This window comes from Kribbella sp. NPDC023855, assembly GCF_040639475.1.
Lineage (GTDB): Bacteria > Actinomycetota > Actinomycetes > Propionibacteriales > Kribbellaceae > Kribbella.
The window spans coordinates 13,531-32,433 of record NZ_JBFAAA010000010.1; the positions used below are offsets into that span (position 1 = coordinate 13,531).

The window sequence follows — 18,903 nt, forward strand, 5'->3', positions numbered from 1 at the left end:
TCCTTGCCGGGCTCGATCAAGGTCGTCCTCACCAGTCCACGGGTCGCGCCCGGGTTGCTGACCCGGGCCGGCTGGCAGGTCTTCACCGACGCCGACCAGATCGGCGCCTCGGCCGGGCCGGAGCGGCCCGACGTCCAGGCGCTGATCGGGTCCGGACTGGTCCTGCAGCAGATCGTCGGCTCCGTCGACGAGCAGTGGGCCTGGCTGACGAGTGCGGCGTCGGAGGGTTCGGACGTCGCCTGGCTGGTCGGTGAGGACGGCGAGCCCGCGTTGTTGCGGGTGATCGCCGACGAGCTCAGCCGCGATCCGCGACCGGAGTACGAGGTCGAGATCGTGCACGGCTCGTACGACGTACCGGGGGCTCGCCTGATCGACCTGGTCCGGGTGATGGACCGGCTCCGGCGGGTCTGCCCGTGGGACCAGGAGCAGACGCACGAGAGCCTGGCGAAGTACCTGCTGGAGGAGACCTACGAGACGCTCGAGGCGATCGACTCGGGCGACTACGTACACCTGCGCGAGGAGCTCGGCGATCTGCTCTTCCAGGCCATCTTCCACTCCCGTATCGCGGAGGAGATCGACCCCGACGACGACGGCTTCTCCATCGACGACGTGGCCGGCGACCTGGTCGAGAAGCTGATCCGCCGCCACCCGCACGTCTTCGCCGACGTCACCGTGGCCGACGCGGCCGCGGTCGAGGCCAACTGGGAATCCATCAAGGCCACCGAAAAGCAACGCACCTCAGTCCTGGAAGGCATCCCGCTCGCCCTCCCAGCCCTGGCCCTGGCCGACAAGGTCCTGGGACGAGCCGCCAAGGTCCTCCCCGCCGACCTCCCAGCGGTAGAAGCAACCGACGACGCCACCCGCATCGGCACCGCCCTCCTGGACCTGGTCCGCCAGGCCCGCGCCCTAGGCGTAGACCCCGAACAAGCCCTCCGCACCACCACCCACCACCTCGCCACCCAAATCCGCACCACCGAATCCAGCTAGCCCGCGCGACCCGTCGTCGGAAGTCTGAGGTCGGCGGTGATGGCTGCTTCTGCGGAGGGCCAGTCGGGGGTGTGGGTCAGGGTGGTTGGTATTGGGCGTTGGGGGCCGAAGAGGTAGCGGTGGGGGACCAGGCCGGTCAGGGCTTGGTGGACGTCGGGTTTGTCGTCGATGAAGTGGGTGATGGCTAGCTCCGCGCAGTGGATTGCCTTGTCGGGGCGGCGGAGGCAGAAGCGGACGTTGGCTTCGGGGATGCCGGTCCGCTGGAAGAAGTCGTGATGGCGTAGCCAGTTCAGTGAGCGTTGCTGGATTCGTGGGCCGCACTTGGAGACGAGCCAGGCCTGGCCGTCGAAGAGTTCCACCAAGCGGGTGATCGCCTCGAAAGCGCCCGGTACGCCGGGAGTGCGTAGTACGGCGGCCTCGTCGGCACCGAAGAAGGCAGTGTCCTGGCCCGGCGGGCTGTCGATGATCACCCGGCCGATGTCGATTCCCAATCTGTTCATGTCACGATCGTGCCGCCGCGGACTATGTCGACAGAACTATTAAGCGACCTGAGAGCTATAGTTTGAAGTGATGATTCTGGATCGCCTGGTCGCCGAGGACCTGGAGGCGTTCGCGGTCTTCGCCAAGCACCGCAACTTCACCCACGCGGCCGGCGAGCTGCACGTCAGCCAGCCCGCGTTGCATGCCAGGATCCGCAAGCTCGAGCAGACGCTGGGCAAGCAGCTGTACGAGAAGCAGGGCCGCAACCTGTTGCTCACCGCAACCGGCGACCAGCTTGCTGCTTTCGCCAACGACACCAGGTCGCGCGCCGCCGCGTTCCTCGACTCGCTCGACGTCCTGCCGCCCAGGCCGCTCGTCCTCGCGGCCGGCTCCGGGGCGTACCCTACGTCATCGGCGATGTCCTCCGGCGGTACCTCGGCCGCAAGCTCGGGCTGCGCCTGATGACGACCGACTCGGACGCCACGCTCGCCGCAGTACGGGACGGCACGGCTGATGTCGGCGTCACCGCCCTCACGATTCCGCCGGAGGATCTCGACTGCGAGTTGCTGACGCAGTACCCGCAGGTGCTCGCGGTTCGCCCTGATCACCGGCTGGCGGACCGGCGTACGGTGCGGTTGAAGGATCTCCAGGGCGAGGCGCTCGTCGTACCGCCGAAGACCCGTCCGCATCGACAGCAGCTCGAGCGCAGCCTGCTGGACGCTGGCGTCGACTGGTCCGTCGCGGTGGAGGCCGAAGGTTGGGTTCTCCTGGTCCACTTCGTCCGGATGGGCATCGCGCCCGCGGTGGTCAACGGCTTCGTCCGTACTCCGGCCGCGGTGCGCACGATCCCGATCAAGGACCTCCCGCAGATCCGTTACTACCTGGTCACCCGTCGCAACCGCCCGGCCGACGACCGTCTCGACACGCTGCGGACCTTGCTGACACGCTACGTCTCGTGAGCCAGGCGAGCCGGCAGCTGTCCCGGCTGCTCAGACACACCGCGGGCGTGCGCGGCCTCGCGATGACCGCCGACGGCTGGGCCCTGATCGAAGACGTCTGCGAACTCCTGCAAATGGACCGTACTGCGCTCGCGGCCGCCGTCGAGCACAACGACAAGGCGCGCCTGCAGGTGGACGGCGACCGGATCCGAGCCTGCCAAGGCCATTCCGTCGAAGGAATGCCAGTCACCCGTGAAGCTTTGGAGAACAGCTGGCAACAGGTAACCCCCACCGAACTCCTGTGGCACGGCACCAACCTGGCAGCCCTCGACTTCATCCTGGCCGCCGGCCTGCACCCCGGCCGCCGCACCCACGTACACCTCGCACCAACCCAGAACAGCCCTGTAGGCAGGCGATCCAGGGTCGAGGTGCTCCTCGGCATCGACCCGGCGCGACTCGGACAGCCCGTTTTCGAAGCCCCCAACGGCGTTCTCCTGGTCCGCTCGGTGCCTGCCGTGGCGATCTCCCAAGTCCTGAAGGCGGACGCGGTCCACTGGGGTGGCTGGTCTGGCCGCTAGGCTCGGGGTGACATCAGGTGTGAACAAGGGAGTAGATGTGGCCACCATCGAGGCCGTCGGCGCCCGCGAGATTCTTGACTCGCGCGGTAACCCCACTGTCGAGGTCGAGGTTCTCCTCGACGACGACACCGTAGCCCGGGCGGCAGTGCCGTCGGGCGCTTCCACCGGCCAGTTCGAGGCCGTCGAGCTGCGTGACGGGGACAAGTCCCGGTACGGCGGCAAGGGTGTCCAGAAGGCCGTCACGGCCATTCTGGAGGACATCGACAAGGAGATCGTCGGCTACGACGTCCACGAGCAGCGGCTGATCGACCAGGCCATGCTCGACCTGGACGGTACGCCGAACAAGTCCAAGCTGGGCGCGAACGCCATCCTCGGCGTCAGCCTGGCGGTCGCCAAGGCCGCTGCCGAGAGCGCCGGTCTGGACCTGTACCGCTACGTCGGCGGCCCGAACGCGCACGTGCTCCCGGTGCCGATGATGAACATCCTCAACGGCGGTTCGCACGCGGACAGCAACGTCGACGTGCAGGAGTTCATGATCGCCCCGATCGGTGCGGCGACCTACTCCGAGGCCGTCATGCAGGGCGCCGGCGTCTACCACGCGCTGAAGGCCGTGCTGAAGGAGAAGGGCCTGTCCACCGGCCTCGGCGACGAGGGCGGCTTCGCGCCGAACCTGCCGAGCAACCGCGACGCGCTGGACCTGATCCTGGTCGCGATCGAGCGGGCCGGCCTGCAGCCGGGCAAGGACATCGCGCTGGCCATGGACGTGGCCGCGAGCGAGTTCCACACCGACGGCGTGTACGCCTTCGAGGGTGGCAAGAAGTCGGCCGACGAGATGATCGCGTACTACACCGATCTGGTCGCGTCGTACCCGATCGTGTCGATCGAGGACCCGCTGAACGAGGAGGACTGGGCCGGCTGGATCAGCCTCAGCTCCCAGCTCGGCGACAAGATCCAGATCGTCGGCGACGACCTGTTCGTCACCAACGTCGAGCGGCTGCAGCGCGGTATCACCGAGAAGGCGGCGAACTCGCTGCTGGTCAAGGTGAACCAGATCGGCTCGCTGACCGAGACGCTGGACGCCGTGGACCTGGCCCACCGCAGCGGCTTCACCTGCATGATGAGCCACCGCTCCGGCGAGACCGAGGACACCACGATCGCCGACCTCGCGGTGGCGACCAACTGCGGCCAGATCAAGTCCGGCGCACCGGCCCGGTCCGACCGCACCGCGAAGTACAACCAGCTGCTCCGGATCGAGGAGGAGCTCGACGACGCGGCCCGGTACGCCGGCCGCTCGGCCTTCCCTCGTTTCAAGGGCTGACCGACGTAAGCTGCTGAGATGTCCTCCCGCCGGGATCCAGGTGCGCGCCCAGGCTCGCGACCGACGAGTCGTACTCCGTCACGCCCACCTGCCCGCCGGGACGGCAACCAGCCGAAACGCCGGACGACGAGTGCCCCGGCCCGGCCACCCCGGACCCGGGGCTCTCGCAACCTCACCGGCCGGGCAGCCGTCGTGCTGCTCGTGCTCGGTGCGCTGATCGTCTCGTACGCGCAGAGCCTGCGGGTCTGGTTCGACCAGCACCAGCAGATCAGCGCGCTGCAGCAGGAGATCCGCGACCGGGAGAAGCGGGTCGACCAGCTGGGCGACGAGGTCCAGCGCTGGAACGACGACGCCTACGTCAAGGCGCAGGCGCGGCAACGGCTCGGCTGGGTGATGCCGGGCGAGATCGGCTACCGGGTGATCGGCGCGGACGGCAAGCCGATCGGCGCCCCGCCCGAGCCGGCCGGACCGGCCGATCCGCAGGCCGACGACCCGGAGAAGCCGACCTGGTACACCAAGCTGTGGGGGAGCGTCGAAGGCGCGGGCAAGCCGCCGGAGCCGGTGAAACCGGCCACTCCGAAGCCGACCCCCAAACCAGTTCTGACCGCACCACCGAAGGGCAGCAGGTGAGCGTCACCCCCGAGACCGGGGCGTCCAAGGACGCCACGGCCGTCAGCGAGCAGCTCGGCCGCCCGGCCCGCGGGATCCGCTCGATCGCGCACCGCTGCAGCTGCGGCCTGCCCGACGTCGCCGAAACCGAACCCCGGCTGCCCGACGGCACCCCGTTCCCCACCACGTACTACGTCACCTGCCCGCGACTCGCCTCGGCGATCGGCCGGCTCGAGGCGGAGGGCGTGATGAAGGAGATGACGGAGCGGCTGGGCGAGGACGAGGACCTCGCTGCCCGCTATCGCGCCGCGCACGAGGACTATCTGCGCCGGCGCAAGGCGCTGGGCGACGTACCGGAGGTTGAGGGCATCAGCGCCGGCGGGATGCCGACGCGGGTGAAGTGCCTGCATGTCCTGGTCGGTCACTCGCTGGCCGCAGGTCCCGGCGTGAACCCGCTGGGCGACGAGGCCTTGGCGATGCTGCCCGACTGGGGTCGGCGAGGACCCTGTGTCTAACACCCCCGACGCCCACCCTCACGACGCTGGCAAGCCAGACATCGCAGCGTCCGGCCACCCAGACGCTGAGGTCCGCGGCGAGGACGGTGGCACGCCTGACATCGCTGTGTCTGGCGTGGGCGCTGAGGGGTATGCGCTCGGGGGTGGGGTTGAGTCTGTCGCGTCGGTGCGGGTGGCTGCGGTCGATTGTGGGACCAACTCGATCCGGCTGCTGATTGCGGACTATGCCGATGGGGTGCTGACCGAGGTCGATCGGCAGATGCGGATCGTCCGGTTGGGGCAGGGTGTCGACTCGACCGGGGCGTTCGCTCCCGAAGCGCTGGCACGCACCTTCGAGGCCTGTGCGGAGTACGCCGGGATCGTGCGGGCGGCCGGTGTGGAGCGGTTGAGGTTCGTTGCGACGTCGGCCGCGCGAGACGTGAGCAACCGGGACGAGTTCTTCGCGGGTGTGTCCGAGCGGCTCGGGGTCGAGCCGGACATCATCTCGGGTGCCGAGGAGGCGTCGCTGAGCTTCCGCGGTGCGACGAGCGGGCTGGCCGCGCTCGAGGTGCCCGGTCCGTATCTGGTCGCCGACATCGGCGGCGGGTCGACCGAGCTGGTGCTCGGCGACGCCGGCGGAGTACTGGCTGCCGAGTCGCTCGACATGGGGTCGGTGCGGATGACCGAGCGGCATCTGCACTCGGATCCGGCGTCGATCGAGGAGATGCGGGCCGCGACGAAGGACGTGGACGCGTTACTCGAGGCGACCACGGTGCCGTTGTCGGAGGTGCGGTGTTTGATCGGGGTGGCCGGGACGGTGACGACGGTGGCCGCGGTCGCGCTTCAACTGACCGAGTACGACCCCGGTGTCATTCACCATGCCCGGATACCGGCGCCACTCTTGCTGGACACGACTTCGTGGTTGATGGGGTCGACTCGCGCCGAGCGTTCCGTAGTACCGGCTATTCATCCTGGGCGGGTGGACGTGATCGGAGCCGGCGCGCTGATTCTGCAGCGGTTGCATGACCGGGTCGCCGACGGGCTGGCGTACGACGAAGTACTGGTCTCGGAGCACGACATCCTCGACGGGGTAGCGCTAGCCCTTGCGGCGGGCGAGTAGCGAGAAGCTGTTGGGTAGTCGGCCCTCCCAGGCGGCTGCCCGGTGTCCGTCGGACGGCCGCCAGAACGGTTCGGCGTACTCTTCCAGCGCTTCGATCTCGAGGCCTGCTCGGACGCACGCGGTGACGATGTCGCCCAGCGACCACTGCCACTCCTGAGCGCCGTTCGCCGGGAAGCTGTCGTTGACGTGCGACTTCGCGAAGTAGCTGCGGTCAGCCCGGATCCTTGGGCTGTCCTCGTCCCAGGACCACAACGGAACGGCCGGGTGCGCCTCGTACACGTAGAGCCGGCCGGCCGGCTTGAGGAGCCTCGCGACCTCCGTGGCCCAGGCCTGGATATCCCGCATCCAGATGAGCGCGCCTTTGCCCGTGTAGACCAGGTCCGCGCACCCGTCCCGAAGCGGCACGGTCGGCACCTCCGCCACGACGTACTGGACTCCGACCCCCAGCTCACGGGCCCTCCGCTGGGCCGCCGTGGCCGCCGTCGAGCTGTAGTCGACCCCGACCACCTTCCGCGCGCCCTTAGCGAGCAGGTCGACGTCGTCGAGCCCGTGCCCACTCTGCAGATGCACCACCATCGGCGCCTCAGCGAGCGACGGCCCGAGCAACTCCAACTCCCACGGCCGCAACGACTCCAGCTGCCCGGCCTCCGCCAGAAGCTCGTCGTACTCGTCCACGTGCTTCCGCGACGCGGTCTCCCACGCCACCCGATTGGCTGCCACCTCAGCGTCCATCCACGACATCCTTCCCGCCTGGGCCAGGAGGTGACCAGTCAATTACTGGGTCGCGAAGGTGTGGCTGAGCTGGACGAGTTGCCAGATGGTCTCCAGTTCGGTGGCGTCGCGGGGGCCGAACAGCATGACCAGAGTCGGCGGTCTGAGGCCGTCCCGCGCCATCGGGTGGAGCTCGCCCCACCCGTGCCCGATCACCTCGGCGGCAACGTCGTACGGGAGGCAGGCGTGCAGGCTGCCGTCAGCCGGTCCGTGCAGGTGGGCGAACTCGGTGCCGATCAGGAACGCCTCGCTGCTCGGCCGGGCGAGATCCTGGCGTAGATGCAGCGCGCGGGTGTCGGGGAAGGAGATGCCGCTCGGCCCGGTCGTGGTGCCGGCCAGAGTCGTCATCCGGGACCAGAGTTCTTCCTGCAGCTCGACGGGCGAGATCTGGTCCAGCTGCTGGTGCGGTATCGCCGGTCCTGTCCTGGGTGGCGGTCCGGAGCGCGAAGTCAGATTCATGGAATTCACGTTACTATCGTTGAGAAAGCAGTTACCAAGCAGAAAGTAACGTGATGACCGAGGATCCCTGCCCGATCGCGCCGGTTGTCGACCTGGTCTTCGGGCGCTGGACGGCGCATGTGCTGTGGGTGCTGACCTATGAAGGACGAATGCGGTTCACGGAGCTTCAGCAGCAGTTGCCGGCGGTCAGTCCGAAGGTGCTGACGCAGCGGCTGCGTCAGCTCGAGCGGGACGGACTGATCGAGCGGACCTACTACTCCGAGATGCCGCCGCGGGTCGAGTACGAGACGACTGAGCTCGGCCGCACTTTGTCGCCCGTCTTCCAGGCCTTGAACGCGTGGTCGGACCGCCACCTCGGCGAGGTCGATGAAGCCCGCTTGCGGTACGACAGCCGGCCGTAGACTGCGGGCATGCGATTGCCGCATCCGCTGACCGGGGAGCTGTACGAAAGTCCGGTGCCGCCGGGCACGGGCTGGCCGGAGGATCCGGCGGCGCGCAGTACGCCGGTGGCTCACGATGCGGGGGAAGTCGTCGAGCTCGCGCAGGCCGACGACCTCGCGGAGATCGACGCGCGAGTGTCCGTTTGCCGCGCCTGTCCGCGGTTGGTCGAGTGGCGTGAAGACGTTGCCTTGAGCAAGCGAAAGTCCTTTGCCGACCAGCCTTACTGGGGTCGACCGATCGCAGGGTGGGGTGCGGCCGAGCCTCGCGTGCTGATCGCAGGCCTCGCGCCGGCCGCGAACGGCGGCAACCGGACCGGTCGCGTCTTCACCGGCGACCGCTCGGGCGACTGGCTGTTCGCGTCGCTCTATCGGGTCGGCCTGGCGTCTCAGCCGACCAGCGAGCACGCCGGCGACGGCCTCCACCTCCTCGGCGCCCGGATGATGGCCGCGGTCCGCTGCGCCCCACCCGCCAACAAGCCGACACCGCTGGAGCGCGACACCTGCGCACCTTGGTTCCACGCCGAGCTGAAGCTGGTCCTGCCGTCCACCCGGGCGATCGTCTGCCTCGGCAAATTCGGCTTCGACGTCCTGCTCAACGCGCTGCAGGCGGTCGGCGGCCAGGTCCCGCGACCTCGCCCCACCTTCGGCCACGCGGTCGAGTACGCCGTACCGGGCCCGTACGGCGAAGTCACCGTCCTGGGCTGCTTCCACCCCAGCCAGCAGAACACCTTCACCGGCAAACTCACCGAAGCCATGCTCGACGCCGTCCTGACCCGAGCCAAAACCATCGCCGCTCTGTAATGGGTTATCGCTAGGACTGGGTACGGGGCAGGACGCAGGATAGGGGACGTTGGTCCCCCGAACGAGGGACTTCCGGTGGTTGAGATCACTCGGCAGAGGGTTTGTGAAAGTTTTCACGAGCGCGTTATGCTGAAGCGGACATGAAGTTGGAGCACCACTCAGGGAGAGTGAAGCAATGGCAGCCCAGGTACCGCACATCCTCGTCGTCGGAGGCGGTTACGTCGGGATGTACACCGCCTACGGCCTGCGTAAGGCCGCCCGCCGGGGCAAGATCCGGGTCACCGTGGTCGACCCCCGCTCGGTGATGACCTACCAGCCGTTCCTGCCCGAAGCGGCGGCCGGTTCGGTGGAGCCGCGGCACGTCGTGGTGCCGCTGCGCAAGACCCTCAAGGGCTGCCGGGTGGTCACCGGCCGGGTGACCGGGATCGACCACGACCGCAAGGTCGCCAAGGTGATGCCCGAGGAGGGCCCGGACTACGAGCTCGCCTACGACCAGGTCGTGATCGCGATCGGCTCGATCGCCCGGACGCTGCCGATCCCGGGGCTGGCCGAGGAGGCCACCGGGTTCAAGAACGTCGAGGAAGCGATCGCGCTGCGCAACAAGGTGCTGGACCGGCTCGACGTCGCGTCCTCGCAGCCCGACCCGGCGCTGCGCAAGTCCGCGCTCACCTTCGTCTTCGTCGGTGGCGGATACGCAGGCATCGAGGCGTTCGCCGAGCTCGAGGACATGGCCCGCTACGCCACCCGGTACTACGACAACATCAAGCCCGAGGACATGCGCTGGGTGCTCGTCGAGGCGACCAACCGGATCCTGCCCGAGGTCGGCCCGGAGCTCGGCCAGTACACCGTCGAGCAGCTGCGCAAGCGCAACATGGACATCAAGCTGGAGACCCGGCTGGAGTCCTGCGAGAAGGGCCACGTCGTGCTCAGCGACGGGGAGGAGTTCGACTCCGACACGATCGTCTGGACAGCCGGTGTGAAGGCCAACCCGGCGCTCGCCGCGACCGGCTTCCCGCTGGACGAGCGAGGCCGGGTCAAGTGCCTGGCCAACCTGCGGATCGAGGGTGTCGACGACGCCTGGTCCGCCGGCGACAACGCCGCCGTACCGGACCTGACGGCGGAGCCCGGCGTGTACTGCGCACCGAACGCGCAGCACGCAGTACGGCAGGCCGGCCGCCTCGCGGCGAACATCCTCCGCGTGGTCGACGGTCAGCAGCCGCAGGACTACAAGCACAAGTACGTCGGCTCGGTGGCGAGCCTCGGCCTGCACAAGGGCGTCGCGCAGCTGTACGGCGTGAAGGTCAAGGGCTGGCCGGCCTGGTTCCTGCACCGGACGTACCACGTGTCCCGTGTCCCCACCTTCAACCGCAAGGCCCGGGTCATCCTGGACTGGACCCTCGCGCTGTTCTTCCGCCGCGAGGTCACCAGCCTGGGCAGCCTGCAGACCCCGAACGACGAGTTCCGCAGGGCCACCGGCAGCTAGAGCTCTCTGCTCGGTAGTCGATGGGAGCGGCCCCTCAGTCGGGGGCTGCTCCCATCAGCGCGTGTCGTCTCCCATCAGCGGCTCTCGTCGAGGAGGCCGGCGTCGTGGACGAGCAGGGCGATCTGGACGCGGTTGTTCAGGTCCAGCTTGGTCAGGATGCGGGAGACGTGTGTCTTCACCGTCGGGATGCTGAGGTAGAGCGTCGCGCTGATCTCGGCGTTCGACTTGCCCTCGCCGACGGCCACGGCAATGTCGCGTTCGCGGTCGTTCAGGTCCTTGAGGCGGTTGACGGCCTTGAGTTTGCGCTGGTCCTGGCCGGAGGCGGCGACCCGGTTGATCAGCCGTTTGGTGACGACCGGCGACAACACCGGCTGGCCGCTGGCGACGCGGCGTACCGACTCGACGATCTCCGCCGGTGGGGTGTCCTTGAGGATGAAGCCCGCGGCGCCCGCGCGGAGCGCGCGGAGTACGTGCTCGTCGGCGTCGAAGGTGGTCAGGATGACGACCTCGGGCGCTTTGGGCCGCCGGCGTACCGCCTCGGTGGCGGTCAGGCCGTCCATCCCGGGCATCCGGATGTCCATCAGCACGACATCGGGGGACAGCCTGTCGATCAGGCTCTGTACGCCGCTGCCGTCGCCCGCCTCGCCGACCACCCGGATGTCGGGCGCACCACCGAGCATCAGCTGCAGCCCGGCCCGCAGCAACGGATCGTCGTCCACGATCAACACCCGAATGGTCATGCCGGCCACGGTAACCAGGCGGCGAGGCGGAACTCGCCGTCGGGGGTCCGGCCGTGTTCGAGCCGGCCGTCGACCAGCTGCGCGCGCTCGGTCAGGCCGAGCAGACCCTGACCGTCGCCGAATCGCTTGCTGGGCGCGGGATTCGTCACTTCGACGGTCAGTCCGTTGCCTGGTGCACCGATCACCTGGATCCGCACCGCCTGGCCCGGAGCGTGCTTGAGTGCATTGGTCAGACCTTCCTGGACGATCCGGTACGCCGTCCGCCCGACATGGTCGGGAGGGTTGCCTGGGGCATCGAAAGTCAGCTCGACCGGTACGCCGGCCTGGCGGGAATCCTCGACCAGAACGGGCAGATCCGCGAACGTCGGCTGGGGGAGTTCACCGACCGGCGCGCGGAGTACGCCGATCACCTCGCGGAGGTCCTGGAGGGCTTGGTGTGCGCTGGCCCGGATGGTCTCCGCGGCGCCGGCGACCTCCTGCGATGTCGCGTCCGGGCGGTAGGCCAGGGCACCCGCGTGGACGCTGAGCAGGGAGAGCCGGTGCCCGAGTACGTCGTGCATCTCGCGGGCGATCTCCTCACGGGCCCTCATCTGGGCCTGCTGCGCCTGCAAGCGGGCCACCGCCTCGGCCCGGTCGGCGCGGTCGCGGAGGGTCTGCAGGAGTTGCCGGCGGGAGCGGAGGTACAGCCCCCAGCCCGCGAGAGTCGCGTAGATGAGGAACACCCAGATGGCTACCGTCTGCGGTGAGTCGGTCTTCTCCCGGACCTCGATGTAGATAGCCAGGCTGATCGCGTTGACGAAGAAAATTGCCAGGGTGGTCCGGAACGGCCGGTAGATGGCCACCGTGAGGATCAGCAGCAGGGTGGCGATCCCGGCGGTGTCCGAGAACGTCCCCAGGAGCGCCCCGACCAGCGCCAGTTGCACCGGCCACCGGCGCCGGAACCAGAGCGTCAGGCACAGCGCCATCCCGGCCCAGAAGTCGAGCGCGAGCAACCAGCTCGCGATCGGGTCGGACTTGCCGTCGTCGTACAGGACGAAGCCGCCGAAGACGCCGACGAGGAAGCTGAGGCTGTCGACCGCCCAGTCCCGGGCGCTGCGTCGAGGCCCTTCGGAACCGACCATGAGGTCGAAGATAACCAGACTTCGGCGCCTCCGGGGCCGGTTGGCGCTGTCCGGATACCGAAGTCGTGGCGGGTCGAGACTTTGGTCCGGGTAGGTTTTCGCCCATGAGTCAGCTCGCAGTCACCGTCATCGGCCCGGATCGCCCGGGCATCATCGCCGACGTCACCGAGGCGCTGGCGCAGACCGGCGTCAACCTCGAAGACTCCACGATGACGCTGCTCCGCGGCCATTTCGCGATGATGATCGTCTGCACCGGCCCGCTGGCCGAGGTCCGCGAGGCGCTCGAGCCGCTACGCGGAGAACTGGTCATCACCGTCCGCGAGATCGGTCCCGAACACGCCCACGCGCCCATCGGCGCGCCGTACCTGCTGAGCGTGCACGGCGCCGACCGGCCCGGCATCGTCTCCGCGGTGACCCGGATGATCGCCAGCGTCGGCGGCACGATCACCGACCAGACGACCCGGCTGAGCGGCTCCCTGTACGTGCTGACGGCCGAGGTGGAGATCCCGGCGACGGCCGAGCTGGGCATGCTGCAGCGCGCTCTGGAGATCACCGCCGACGAACTCGGTGTCGGCGTCACCCTGCGCCCGGCCGAGAGCGACGATCTGTGAGCTCACCGGCCGCGCACCCCAACCAAACCCTCGCCAGCTGGAGTCCAGCGCAGCTGGGCCTGGTGGGCGACGTCCTGGAGGTGGTCCGAGCGCCTCATCCTGTGCTTGCCACCGAGGGCGCTGCGGTGGACCCGCTGGACCCGGTGATGGTCGCACTGGCGGCGGATCTGGTGGCGACGATGCGGGTGTCGCCGGGGTGCGTGGGGCTGGCGGCGCCTCAGGTGGGGGTGGCGGCCCAGATGTTCGCTTTAGACGTGACCGGCCACCCGAAGACCCGCACCTGCCACGGCGTCTTCGTGTTGTGCAACGCCGTCATCGTGGAGGCGACGCGCCAGGAGAAGGCCCGCGAGGGTTGCATGTCCGTGCCGGACCTCACCGGGGACGTGAAGCGCGCGACCCGGTTGACGGTGACGGGGGCGTTGCCCGGCACGACGGACGAGGTCACCCTGACCACTGATGCCTTCGAAGCCCGCGCCATCCAGCACGAAATCGACCACTGCGCCGGCGCCCTCTTCCTGGACCGCGTGGCAGGCGCCCACGCCATCTACCCCCGAAAGGTCTACCTGTAGGCACCCGCCTCAGGCAGGTGGGCGCAGGGCCGTGAAATACCGGTTGGACCGCCTCAGGAAGACCAGCGAGATGAATGCCGCCATCGCGAGCAGATCCAGGGAGCTTCGCGCGTAGTCCAGTACGAAGTACGAACTCGGGAACTCGAAGAATGGGGGTACGTCCGCGGTCGTGAAGCCGTGGGTGTCGCCCCGGGTCAGCGCGACGAGGCTGGACAGGGCCCACAGGGAGGCGAACACCGTCAGCGTGATCCGCGCCCAGTGCCGGCCGCTGCGCATCTTGAGGCCGAGCAGGATCCAGAGGCCGCTCAGGAGCAGGTCTCGGACCGTAGAGAAGATGAACAAGCCGAGCAGGGGCCCGTTCACCTTGTCACGGAGTTCGACCATCGACGCCTGAGCGTCCCCGCCCGTCGTGCCGAACACGTCGTCCACAGCTCTCTTCACGACCACGAAGGCGGCCACGTTGAGCACTGTCGCCAGCAGCGGCACCACGACCGCGATCCAGAACGCGATCTCGACCGCGACCGGTCGCCTGCCGGTCAAACCGTACGAGCGCGCCGGCGAAGTCATGCGACAGGACTATAGGGGTCCGCCTCCGCCCGCCCGCACGATCGTCGTACGAGGCCGGCCCACCTCAATCGCCTGTCCGGACATACCCGCGGCACTCGACCTGCTTACCCTGTGTCCGTGGCCAGCATCTACTTGTAAGGTGCTCCTCTGGTCCCACGCCCGGGTGGCGGAACGGCAGACGCAGCGAGCTTAAACCTCGCGGCCTTAACAGGCATACGGGTTCGAATCCCGTCCCGGGCACAGAGGTCCCTACTTCGGCAGGGACATTGCCGAGTCTGTTGCTGCGGCGGCCAGCTCCTCCTGTGTTACGTCCGGTAGTGCGACTCCCTTGGGGAGTCCGTCTGCCACCCGGTGGAGCGACTTCACTCGCAGCAGGGCGACGATGACCACTTGTCCGTCCGGTCGTTCGTGACGCACGAATATCCCGCCGTCGGTGCCGTGCCAGAGCAGGCGAATCATCCGTTCACGGTGGGTGGGGTTGTCGAGCGGTTCCTGCGATCCCGCGAGCGGATAGGCCTTCCCCTTCGAGGACTTCACCGGCTGCGCCTCGCCTCCGACGATCGAGCGACCGTTGGGCGCGAGCACCTCATAGCAGCTGAACCTCATCAGGTCCTTGGTGAACCCAGGGCCGCACCACTTCGTCAGGTCCAGCGCGTCCTCCTTGTGAGCCACCGATACCCACAGCAGGCCGACACCGCCTCCCTGCCTCCAGTTCTGCGTGACGGTCAGTTCACCGATTCCGCCAGGCTTGCTGGAGTCCGCCGTACCGACGATCACATGCTGTGGTCTGCCGACGGTGTATGCGCCCTTGGTGTCGACGTGCTTACGCAGTACGGCGGTCAGGTGTGCGGCACTCTTCGCTCGAACGGCGGCTGGGTCTGTCTGTTCCTGAGCCGCAGGCGGCGCTGCATCCTGGCCGGCGGAGGTGGGCAGATACTGGACGCCCGCGGCTGCCACCGCCGCGACAGCCGCGGCTGCAGCGATTCCGCTCAATGCCCGCTGCCGCCGAAGCCGCCTGCGGCCTCGCGCCAGGTCCGGCTCGGGATCGACGAACTGGTCGAGATCAGCGCTGATGGTGTCGGTCATCCGGTCCCGCAGGTCCTGCTCGTTCATGCTCGCTCCTTGGTCAGTTCGTCGAGTCGGAGGTCGGTCAGGCGGCGCCGTAGGTGATCGAGGGCCCGCGCGGTCTGGCTCTTCACCGTGCCGGTGCTGACCTTCAGGTCCGCCGCGACCTCTTCGATGCTGAGGTCGAGACAGAACCGCAGCACCACGATCCGGCGCTGTCGCGGGCCCAACCCCGCCAGCGCGCTGATCAGTTCGTCCCGTCCGTCCAGATCAGGCCCGGCCACCACCTGGTCGGGTACGACGTCCGAGCTCAGCTCACGCCGCCACATCCGCCGGCTCGCGTCGATGTTCGTGCGCACCAAGATCTTGCGGACGTAGGCGTCCTCGGCTCCACTCGTGTGGATTTTCGGCCAAGCCACGTACAACTTGGCGAGCGCCGTCTGCACCAGATCCTCGGCGGCATGCCGATCACCGCAGAGCAGGTAGGCGGCCCCCATCAACCGCGACCGCCGAGCCAGGACGAAGTCTGAAAACTCCTGGTCACGCTGCTTTCGGCTCGTCATCTATGTCCTTCGTCGTGTGGATTGACGATCGTAAGGACGACTGCCTCTCCCACCGGGTTGCATGCCCGGGGGCATCAATGAGCCTGATCACTGGGCTGGTGGTTCGCCGGGGGCGCGGTTGTTGAGGATTCGGTGGTAGAGCTTGCTGTCTCGCCAGGCGTTGTTGATGTGAAGGTAGTTGCGGGCCAGGCCGTACTGCTCGAAGTTGTTCTTGGTGAGGACGCGTTGGGATGCGGTGTTCTCGGCGTTGGTGCTGGCTGCGATTCGGTGCAGTAGGAGGTCGGCGTCGGCGATCTCGCAGACGGTTGCGACGGCCGCCGAGGCTAGGCCGCGGCCTACTTCCGAGACCTCGATCCAGTAGCCGAGGTCGCCGCTGCGTAGGGCTCCGCCGACGATGTTCGACAAGGTTGCGGTTCCGATCAGGCGGTCGCCGGCTACGAGGACCCAGGGGACGGTGTTCTCCCGGCAGAGAAGCTCCTCGAAGCGTGCTGTCTGGAAGTCCGGTTCGTACCACTCCCGTGGGCGGCGCGGTTCCCACGGTGCGAGTTGCTCGCGGCTGCGCCACTGCGCTGCACAGAACGCGGTGGCGTCGCTGAGTTCGAGCGGCCTGAGCAGTACTTCGGTCGTCAGCGGACGCGCGAGATTCACCTGTGCACCCTATAGAGATGGGGCGATCTGACCCGGTTGATCAGTCGCTGACTTCGAGCCAGGCTGCGACCGTGTCGCCGGCCAGCGCCAGGATCAGTCCTTCGTACGCCGCGTGGCCGTTGGTCACGAAGCTGCCGCCTGGACAGGGGAGGTCCGGGAAGCCAGAGCGGAACCCGGTTGGACGACCACTGAGCGGCAACGGCCGATAGGGCGCGAGCGGTGCCGGGTTGTAGCCGGAACCCGCTCGGTTACGCGCGACTTGGTGCGAGGCAACCTTCAACAGTGCGTCAAGGCCGCGATCCAGAAGTAGTTGCAGTTGCCGGAACTGGCCGTCCAAGTACTTGCCGGCTGCGCGATCGGGGTGTTGCAGGAAATACGTACAGACAACCGGTGCGTGCAGCCGATACATCTCGGGATCGCCTTGCTCCTCGGCCAGAATCGCATGGTAGTAGTCGATGCACAGACCGAGCGAGCCCTCTGCGGCGCCGCATTCGCAGGTTTGCATGACAGGGGACTGTAAGCGACGAGGCGTACAGACCGGATCGCGGGACGAGCGGACCTCTGGGCTGTCAAACTGGCGGGATGGAGGGGATACAGCCGCAGCAGTCTGAGGAGCCGACTGTCGATGCGCAGACAGGCCGGGTGGGGATTTTCCGTCAGCTGTTCGATATCAACTCCTTCTACTCGGAGGAAGGGTGGGGCTGGCGGCTCTGGCTCGTCCAGGTGGGCCTTTTCGGCGTGGGCAACGGGGTCGGCTGGCTCATCTGGCGGATCGTCGACGCGGATTCGGCGGGGGATCGTTCGTTCTGGGAGCGCATGCTCACCAACGCCTACATCTGGACCGTTCTGATCGTCACCGGCGTCTACGCGCTGCGCGATTGGCTGGCCCGTCGCAAGAACCTCAAGACCGACTGAGATGACCGAGATCCTCGGCGTCACGGACGATCCCCGGCACGATGTCGCGAGCGGCGGGACGGGCCTCTACGAGTTCCGGACCGCCGACGGCGTACCGGTGTATCTGCACGACACCACGTTGACCAGCCTCGAGTGGCCACCCGTACTGCGAAGGCTGGTGAGAAGCTCGTCGTTTCGCTCGAGCCTGTCCGTGAGACGCCGGGCGGTTCGTCGTACGGGGTGACGGAAGGAGTCAAGCGTGAACGTGATTGTGGCAGGCAAGGTGTACGTCGATCCGGCGGTGCGGGACCGGTTTGTGGCGGCGCATCGGGAGATTGTCGAGCGGGGGCGGGAATATCCCGGCTGTCTGGAGTTGTCGGTGTCGCCGGATTCCGTGGAGCCGGGACGCGTGAATATCTTTGAGTATTGGGATTCGCACGACTCCCTGGACGCTTTCCGGGCGATCGCGCCGGCGCCGGCGGAGCGGATCGAGATGGTGGATGTTCAGGTGCTCAAGCACGACGTGTCCAACAGCAGAGGGCCGTTCGACTAGGCGTCGATCGTCAGGCCGGGGCGTTCGTCGTCCCAGGCTGCTGCGGAGATGCGCCAGCCGTCGGTACTGCGGATGAACTGCATCGTCTTCATTCCGCGACCCGTGAAGGCAACGCCGTTCTGCACACCCTCCTTGGCGTAGCTGCCCCACCAGTGCGCAATGTCGCCGAAGATCTCGGTCCGCCCGGCCACCGCCCATTCGCGGAACCCGACCAGCGTGCCGCCTTCCAGCAACACCTGACGCGGAGCGATGAACTCCTCAACCCCATAGACCGCCGGCTCGCCGCCACAGGTCCGCACGATCACGGCTTCCGGGAGAAACAACTCCCGCAGTACGCCGAGCCGCTCGCCGCAACCCGCCCCGGAGGTGAAAGCGCCGAAGAACGCCTCCACCATCCCTTCAAGCTCGGCGCGGTCGGCACTGGTATCGCTGTAGTCCGTAGCGGTCATGCGCCGATCGTAGAGGTCCTATTCGCCGGCCGAACCCCGCTCCACAGGCCGCACCAGATCAGAACTCACTTGCTCAGGCTAGGGCCCACCCCGACATTGTCGGAGCCGCTGACGGCGGACATCACTGGAAACATCAAGCTAACGGGTTCGATGCGCTTCCACACGGCTGAACATCCCCGCCGGGTAGACGAAGACCCGCTGACGCTGGGTATGGGGTCACCTGTCGCGAGGATCGCGGTGCCCTTCGCGCCAGGCAGCAAGTAGAACTGGCTCTTGTTGGACAGTTCGATCCCGCGGAGGTACTTCGCGCTGTCGCCACCTTCACCCGCAAAGGCTTCACGCCACCTGTCGACGTAGTCGCTCACGGAGGTTGCTTCAATCTGGCGACCGTCGTTGGTGACGACAACGACCTTGTACATGTTGATCGTGTCGTCCGATTGGTTGTCGACCGTCGCGATCAAGTAGGTCACGACGGGAGCTCCGGCCAGCCGTCGATAGTCGCCGTACGGTTCCAGGCGTGTATCGGTTCGAGGTGTGGGCACCTGGACAGTCCCACGCGCGCCTTGAAAATTGAACGTGTAGATCCCGGGACCGGACAGCGGAGGCTTCTTTGCCGTCTTGGTTGGCTGACTGCCGACGGGTGGA

At 67.7% G+C, this 18,903-nt stretch carries 28 protein-coding genes and 1 tRNA gene; 17 read left to right on the forward strand and 12 right to left on the reverse strand.

Features of this window, described 5'->3' with window-relative positions:
• The first annotated feature begins 3 nt into the window (after nucleotides 1-3).
• Complete coding sequence (locus AB0F51_RS28865) at nucleotides 4-987, forward strand: MazG family protein (RefSeq protein ID WP_360284954.1); 984 nt, start codon at nucleotides 4-6, stop codon at nucleotides 985-987.
• On the opposite strand, the gene AB0F51_RS28870 is transcribed toward AB0F51_RS28865, so the two are convergent.
• On the reverse strand, nucleotides 984-1,487 hold the full coding sequence (locus tag AB0F51_RS28870; protein ID WP_360284955.1) for a hypothetical protein: 504 nt from the start codon (nucleotides 1,485-1,487) through the stop codon (nucleotides 984-986). The genes AB0F51_RS28865 and AB0F51_RS28870 overlap by 4 nt on opposite strands.
• Before the next feature lie 70 nt (nucleotides 1,488-1,557).
• Here AB0F51_RS28870 and AB0F51_RS28875 point away from each other — a divergent pair, with 70 nt between their 5' ends.
• The 7 genes from AB0F51_RS28875 to AB0F51_RS28905 all read left to right on the forward strand — a co-directional run bounded on the left by AB0F51_RS28875 (nucleotide 1,558) and on the right by AB0F51_RS28905 (nucleotide 6,524).
• The gene (locus AB0F51_RS28875; protein WP_360284956.1) at nucleotides 1,558-1,929 is read left to right on the forward strand and encodes a LysR family transcriptional regulator; all 372 of its coding nucleotides are present in this window, start codon (nucleotides 1,558-1,560) and stop codon (nucleotides 1,927-1,929) included.
• Entirely contained in the window at nucleotides 1,929-2,426 is a 498-nt protein-coding gene (locus AB0F51_RS28880; protein ID WP_360284957.1) for a LysR family transcriptional regulator substrate-binding protein, read from the forward strand. The genes AB0F51_RS28875 and AB0F51_RS28880 overlap by 1 nt, the downstream gene beginning before the upstream one ends.
• Nucleotides 2,423-2,983, forward strand: coding sequence for an RNA 2'-phosphotransferase (locus AB0F51_RS28885; RefSeq protein ID WP_360284959.1), 561 nt, complete (start codon nucleotides 2,423-2,425; stop codon nucleotides 2,981-2,983). The genes AB0F51_RS28880 and AB0F51_RS28885 overlap by 4 nt, the downstream gene beginning before the upstream one ends.
• Before the next feature lie 37 nt (nucleotides 2,984-3,020).
• Nucleotides 3,021-4,301 carry a phosphopyruvate hydratase gene (gene eno, locus AB0F51_RS28890; protein ID WP_360284960.1) on the forward strand — a complete coding sequence of 427 codons (1,281 nt, stop codon included), beginning with the start codon at nucleotides 3,021-3,023 and terminating at the stop codon, nucleotides 4,299-4,301.
• A 192-nt stretch (nucleotides 4,302-4,493) separates the two neighbouring features.
• On the forward strand, nucleotides 4,494-4,931 hold the full coding sequence (locus AB0F51_RS28895) for a septum formation initiator family protein (RefSeq protein WP_360285353.1): 438 nt from the start codon (nucleotides 4,494-4,496) through the stop codon (nucleotides 4,929-4,931).
• Nucleotides 4,928-5,425 (forward strand): DUF501 domain-containing protein, encoded by a 498-nt coding sequence (locus AB0F51_RS28900; protein ID WP_360284961.1) that lies wholly within the window; start codon nucleotides 4,928-4,930, stop codon nucleotides 5,423-5,425. The genes AB0F51_RS28895 and AB0F51_RS28900 overlap by 4 nt, the downstream gene beginning before the upstream one ends.
• A gap of 166 nt (nucleotides 5,426-5,591) precedes the next feature.
• On the forward strand, nucleotides 5,592-6,524 hold the full coding sequence (locus AB0F51_RS28905) for a Ppx/GppA phosphatase family protein (protein WP_360285355.1): 933 nt from the start codon (nucleotides 5,592-5,594) through the stop codon (nucleotides 6,522-6,524).
• Here AB0F51_RS28905 and AB0F51_RS28910 read toward each other — a convergent pair.
• Together AB0F51_RS28910 and AB0F51_RS28915 are read right to left on the reverse strand one after the other, a co-directional pair.
• Nucleotides 6,501-7,256, reverse strand: a complete 756-nt coding sequence (locus AB0F51_RS28910) for a class I SAM-dependent methyltransferase (RefSeq protein WP_360284962.1) — start codon at nucleotides 7,254-7,256, stop codon at nucleotides 6,501-6,503. The two genes, AB0F51_RS28905 and AB0F51_RS28910, sit on opposite strands and share 24 nt — an antisense overlap.
• Nucleotides 7,257-7,298: 42 nt before the next feature.
• Nucleotides 7,299-7,754, reverse strand: a complete 456-nt coding sequence (locus tag AB0F51_RS28915; RefSeq protein WP_360284964.1) for a phospholipase — start codon at nucleotides 7,752-7,754, stop codon at nucleotides 7,299-7,301.
• Between the two features lie 53 nt (nucleotides 7,755-7,807).
• On the opposite strand from AB0F51_RS28915, the gene AB0F51_RS28920 reads away from it, so the two are divergent.
• From AB0F51_RS28920 to AB0F51_RS28930, 3 genes are all read left to right on the forward strand, one after another.
• Nucleotides 7,808-8,155, forward strand: coding sequence for a helix-turn-helix domain-containing protein (locus AB0F51_RS28920; RefSeq protein ID WP_360284966.1), 348 nt, complete (start codon nucleotides 7,808-7,810; stop codon nucleotides 8,153-8,155).
• A 9-nt stretch (nucleotides 8,156-8,164) separates the two neighbouring features.
• A complete protein-coding gene (locus tag AB0F51_RS28925) occupies nucleotides 8,165-8,995 on the forward strand; it encodes a uracil-DNA glycosylase (RefSeq protein ID WP_360284967.1) in 831 nt (276 codons plus the stop codon).
• A gap of 175 nt (nucleotides 8,996-9,170) precedes the next feature.
• Nucleotides 9,171-10,478, forward strand: coding sequence for an NAD(P)/FAD-dependent oxidoreductase (locus tag AB0F51_RS28930; RefSeq protein WP_360284969.1), 1,308 nt, complete (start codon nucleotides 9,171-9,173; stop codon nucleotides 10,476-10,478).
• Nucleotides 10,479-10,552: 74 nt separating this feature from the next.
• On the opposite strand, the gene AB0F51_RS28935 is transcribed toward AB0F51_RS28930, so the two are convergent.
• Both AB0F51_RS28935 and AB0F51_RS28940 read right to left on the reverse strand, forming a co-directional pair.
• On the reverse strand, nucleotides 10,553-11,218 hold the full coding sequence (locus tag AB0F51_RS28935) for a response regulator transcription factor (protein WP_360284971.1): 666 nt from the start codon (nucleotides 11,216-11,218) through the stop codon (nucleotides 10,553-10,555).
• Entirely contained in the window at nucleotides 11,215-12,339 is a 1,125-nt protein-coding gene (locus tag AB0F51_RS28940; protein WP_360284972.1) for a histidine kinase, read from the reverse strand. Before AB0F51_RS28940 ends, AB0F51_RS28935 begins: the two co-directional genes overlap by 4 nt.
• A 104-nt stretch (nucleotides 12,340-12,443) precedes the next feature.
• Here AB0F51_RS28940 and AB0F51_RS28945 point away from each other — a divergent pair, with 104 nt between their 5' ends.
• Both AB0F51_RS28945 and AB0F51_RS28950 read left to right on the forward strand, forming a co-directional pair.
• Nucleotides 12,444-12,950 carry an ACT domain-containing protein gene (locus tag AB0F51_RS28945; protein WP_360284974.1) on the forward strand — a complete coding sequence of 169 codons (507 nt, stop codon included), beginning with the start codon at nucleotides 12,444-12,446 and terminating at the stop codon, nucleotides 12,948-12,950.
• Nucleotides 12,951-13,012: 62 nt separating this feature from the next.
• The gene (locus tag AB0F51_RS28950; protein ID WP_360284975.1) at nucleotides 13,013-13,519 is read left to right on the forward strand and encodes a peptide deformylase; all 507 of its coding nucleotides are present in this window, start codon (nucleotides 13,013-13,015) and stop codon (nucleotides 13,517-13,519) included.
• 9 nt (nucleotides 13,520-13,528) lie between these two features.
• Here the strand turns inward: AB0F51_RS28950 and AB0F51_RS28955 are convergent, their stop codons facing one another.
• A complete protein-coding gene (locus AB0F51_RS28955) occupies nucleotides 13,529-14,086 on the reverse strand; it encodes a hypothetical protein (protein ID WP_360284977.1) in 558 nt (185 codons plus the stop codon).
• A gap of 157 nt (nucleotides 14,087-14,243) precedes the next feature.
• Between AB0F51_RS28955 and AB0F51_RS28960 the strand changes: the two genes are divergently transcribed.
• Nucleotides 14,244-14,326 (forward strand) — tRNA-Leu (locus AB0F51_RS28960).
• A gap of 9 nt (nucleotides 14,327-14,335) precedes the next feature.
• On the opposite strand, the gene AB0F51_RS28965 is transcribed toward AB0F51_RS28960, so the two are convergent.
• The 4 genes from AB0F51_RS28965 to AB0F51_RS28980 all read right to left on the reverse strand — a co-directional run bounded on the left by AB0F51_RS28965 (nucleotide 14,336) and on the right by AB0F51_RS28980 (nucleotide 16,867).
• Entirely contained in the window at nucleotides 14,336-15,199 is an 864-nt protein-coding gene (locus AB0F51_RS28965) for a hypothetical protein (RefSeq protein WP_360284979.1), read from the reverse strand.
• A complete protein-coding gene (locus AB0F51_RS28970; RefSeq protein ID WP_360284980.1) occupies nucleotides 15,196-15,714 on the reverse strand; it encodes a SigE family RNA polymerase sigma factor in 519 nt (172 codons plus the stop codon). Before AB0F51_RS28970 ends, AB0F51_RS28965 begins: the two co-directional genes overlap by 4 nt.
• A gap of 87 nt (nucleotides 15,715-15,801) precedes the next feature.
• The gene (locus AB0F51_RS28975) at nucleotides 15,802-16,362 is read right to left on the reverse strand and encodes a GNAT family protein (RefSeq protein WP_360284982.1); all 561 of its coding nucleotides are present in this window, start codon (nucleotides 16,360-16,362) and stop codon (nucleotides 15,802-15,804) included.
• Nucleotides 16,363-16,402: 40 nt separating this feature from the next.
• The gene (locus AB0F51_RS28980; protein ID WP_360284984.1) at nucleotides 16,403-16,867 is read right to left on the reverse strand and encodes a DUF5946 family protein; all 465 of its coding nucleotides are present in this window, start codon (nucleotides 16,865-16,867) and stop codon (nucleotides 16,403-16,405) included.
• A gap of 77 nt (nucleotides 16,868-16,944) precedes the next feature.
• Here AB0F51_RS28980 and AB0F51_RS28985 point away from each other — a divergent pair, with 77 nt between their 5' ends.
• The 3 genes from AB0F51_RS28985 to AB0F51_RS28995 are packed head-to-tail and all read left to right on the forward strand — an operon-like array spanning nucleotide 16,945 to nucleotide 17,809.
• Nucleotides 16,945-17,277, forward strand: coding sequence for a hypothetical protein (locus AB0F51_RS28985; RefSeq protein ID WP_360284986.1), 333 nt, complete (start codon nucleotides 16,945-16,947; stop codon nucleotides 17,275-17,277).
• A gap of 1 nt (nucleotide 17,278) precedes the next feature.
• On the forward strand, nucleotides 17,279-17,500 hold the full coding sequence (locus AB0F51_RS28990) for a hypothetical protein (protein WP_360284987.1): 222 nt from the start codon (nucleotides 17,279-17,281) through the stop codon (nucleotides 17,498-17,500).
• Nucleotides 17,501-17,515: 15 nt separating this feature from the next.
• Entirely contained in the window at nucleotides 17,516-17,809 is a 294-nt protein-coding gene (locus AB0F51_RS28995) for an antibiotic biosynthesis monooxygenase (protein ID WP_360284988.1), read from the forward strand.
• Here the strand turns inward: AB0F51_RS28995 and AB0F51_RS29000 are convergent.
• Both AB0F51_RS29000 and AB0F51_RS29005 read right to left on the reverse strand, forming a co-directional pair.
• A complete protein-coding gene (locus AB0F51_RS29000; protein ID WP_360284990.1) occupies nucleotides 17,806-18,258 on the reverse strand; it encodes a DUF4440 domain-containing protein in 453 nt (150 codons plus the stop codon). The genes AB0F51_RS28995 and AB0F51_RS29000 overlap by 4 nt on opposite strands.
• A gap of 65 nt (nucleotides 18,259-18,323) precedes the next feature.
• Entirely contained in the window at nucleotides 18,324-18,728 is a 405-nt protein-coding gene (locus AB0F51_RS29005; protein WP_360284991.1) for a hypothetical protein, read from the reverse strand.
• Between the last annotated feature and the right edge of the window lie 175 nt (nucleotides 18,729-18,903).

What these genes read in the sequence shown, in the direction of transcription:
- AB0F51_RS28970 (WP_360284980.1), bottom strand. Translation starts at nt 15,714, where the DNA reads ATGACGAGCCGAAAGCAGCGTGACCAGGAGTTTTCAGACTTCGTCCTG.
- AB0F51_RS28920 (WP_360284966.1), top strand. Translation starts at nt 7,808, where the DNA reads ATGACCGAGGATCCCTGCCCGATCGCGCCGGTTGTCGACCTGGTCTTC.
- AB0F51_RS28945 (WP_360284974.1), top strand. Translation starts at nt 12,444, where the DNA reads ATGAGTCAGCTCGCAGTCACCGTCATCGGCCCGGATCGCCCGGGCATC.
- AB0F51_RS28915 (WP_360284964.1), bottom strand. Translation starts at nt 7,754, where the DNA reads ATGAATCTGACTTCGCGCTCCGGACCGCCACCCAGGACAGGACCGGCG.
- AB0F51_RS28910 (WP_360284962.1), bottom strand. Translation starts at nt 7,256, where the DNA reads ATGGACGCTGAGGTGGCAGCCAATCGGGTGGCGTGGGAGACCGCGTCG.
- AB0F51_RS28940 (WP_360284972.1), bottom strand. Translation starts at nt 12,339, where the DNA reads ATGGTCGGTTCCGAAGGGCCTCGACGCAGCGCCCGGGACTGGGCGGTC.
- AB0F51_RS28965 (WP_360284979.1), bottom strand. Translation starts at nt 15,199, where the DNA reads ATGAACGAGCAGGACCTGCGGGACCGGATGACCGACACCATCAGCGCT.
- AB0F51_RS28875 (WP_360284956.1), top strand. Translation starts at nt 1,558, where the DNA reads ATGATTCTGGATCGCCTGGTCGCCGAGGACCTGGAGGCGTTCGCGGTC.
- AB0F51_RS28930 (WP_360284969.1), top strand. Translation starts at nt 9,171, where the DNA reads ATGGCAGCCCAGGTACCGCACATCCTCGTCGTCGGAGGCGGTTACGTC.
- AB0F51_RS28985 (WP_360284986.1), top strand. Translation starts at nt 16,945, where the DNA reads ATGGAGGGGATACAGCCGCAGCAGTCTGAGGAGCCGACTGTCGATGCG.
- AB0F51_RS28935 (WP_360284971.1), bottom strand. Translation starts at nt 11,218, where the DNA reads ATGACCATTCGGGTGTTGATCGTGGACGACGATCCGTTGCTGCGGGCC.
- AB0F51_RS28925 (WP_360284967.1), top strand. Translation starts at nt 8,165, where the DNA reads ATGCGATTGCCGCATCCGCTGACCGGGGAGCTGTACGAAAGTCCGGTG.
- AB0F51_RS28955 (WP_360284977.1), bottom strand. Translation starts at nt 14,086, where the DNA reads ATGACTTCGCCGGCGCGCTCGTACGGTTTGACCGGCAGGCGACCGGTC.
- AB0F51_RS28880 (WP_360284957.1), top strand. Translation starts at nt 1,929, where the DNA reads ATGACGACCGACTCGGACGCCACGCTCGCCGCAGTACGGGACGGCACG.
- AB0F51_RS28870 (WP_360284955.1), bottom strand. Translation starts at nt 1,487, where the DNA reads ATGAACAGATTGGGAATCGACATCGGCCGGGTGATCATCGACAGCCCG.
- AB0F51_RS29000 (WP_360284990.1), bottom strand. Translation starts at nt 18,258, where the DNA reads ATGACCGCTACGGACTACAGCGATACCAGTGCCGACCGCGCCGAGCTT.
- AB0F51_RS28990 (WP_360284987.1), top strand. Translation starts at nt 17,279, where the DNA reads ATGACCGAGATCCTCGGCGTCACGGACGATCCCCGGCACGATGTCGCG.
- AB0F51_RS28980 (WP_360284984.1), bottom strand. Translation starts at nt 16,867, where the DNA reads ATGCAAACCTGCGAATGCGGCGCCGCAGAGGGCTCGCTCGGTCTGTGC.